Annotated in this window: 1 rRNA gene; it reads left to right on the plus strand. The window is 49.3% G+C overall.

The window, feature by feature from the left end:
- Positions 1–1264 (plus strand): 23S ribosomal RNA (locus tag O3621_RS11445); the annotation flags it as partial.

A 1264-nucleotide genomic window follows, 5' to 3' on the forward strand; every position in this document is an offset into this window, starting at 1 on the left:
GTATTTTAAATAGATTCTGTACCTAGCAGTATCCTGAGTACGGCGGGACACGTGAAATCCCGTCGGAATCTGGGAGGACCATCTCCCAACCCTAAATACTCCCTAGTGACCGATAGTGAACCAGTACCGTGAGGGAAAGGTGAAAAGCACCCCGGGAGGGGAGTGAAATAGAACCTGAAACCGTGTGCCTACAACAAGTTCGAGCCCGTTAATGGGTGAGAGCGTGCCTTTTGTAGAATGAACCGGCGAGTTACGTTATGATGCGAGGTTAAGTTGAAGAGACGGAGCCGTAGGGAAACCGAGTCTGAATAGGGCGCTTTAGTATCATGATGTAGACCCGAAACCATGTGACCTACCCATGAGCAGGTTGAAGGTGCGGTAAAACGCACTGGAGGACCGAACCAGGGCACGTTGAAAAGTGCTTGGATGACTTGTGGGTAGCGGAGAAATTCCAAACGAACTTGGAGATAGCTGGTTCTCTCCGAAATAGCTTTAGGGCTAGCGTCGACATAAAGATTCTTGGAGGTAGAGCACTGTTTGGGTGAGGGGTCCATCCCGGATTACCAATCTCAGATAAACTCCGAATGCCAATGAATTATGGTCGGCAGTCAGACTGCGAGTGCTAAGATCCGTAGTCGAAAGGGAAACAGCCCAGACCACCAGCTAAGGTCCCAAAATAATTGTTAAGTGGAAAAGGATGTGGGGTTGCACAGACAACTAGGATGTTAGCTTAGAAGCAGCTATTCATTCAAAGAGTGCGTAATAGCTCACTAGTCGAGTGACCCTGCGCCGAAAATGTACCGGGGCTAAAACAATTTACCGAAGCTGTGGATACCTTTTATAGGTATGGTAGGAGAGCGTTCTATGTGTGGAGAAGGTGTACCGTGAGGAGCGCTGGAACGCATAGAAGTGAGAATGCCGGTATGAGTAGCGCAAGACAGGTGAGAATCCTGTCCACCGTAAGACTAAGGTTTCCAGGGGAAGGCTCGTCCGCCCTGGGTTAGTCGGGACCTAAGGAGAGACCGAAAGGTGTATCCGATGGCCAACAGGTTGAGATTCCTGTACTAGAGTATGAAGTGATGGAGGGACGCAGTAGGCTAACTCGTGCGTACGATTGGATGTACGTCTAAGCAGTGAGGCGTGGTATGAGTCAAATGCTTATACCTGTAACGTTGAGCTGTGATGGGGAGCGAAGTTTAGTAGCGAGTGAGTGATGTCACACTGCCAAGAAAAGCTTCTAGCGTTGTATCATACTCTACCCGTA

It is taken from the genome of Streptococcus sp. 20925_1_22 (genome assembly GCF_041431685.1).
GTDB lineage: Bacteria > Bacillota > Bacilli > Lactobacillales > Streptococcaceae > Streptococcus.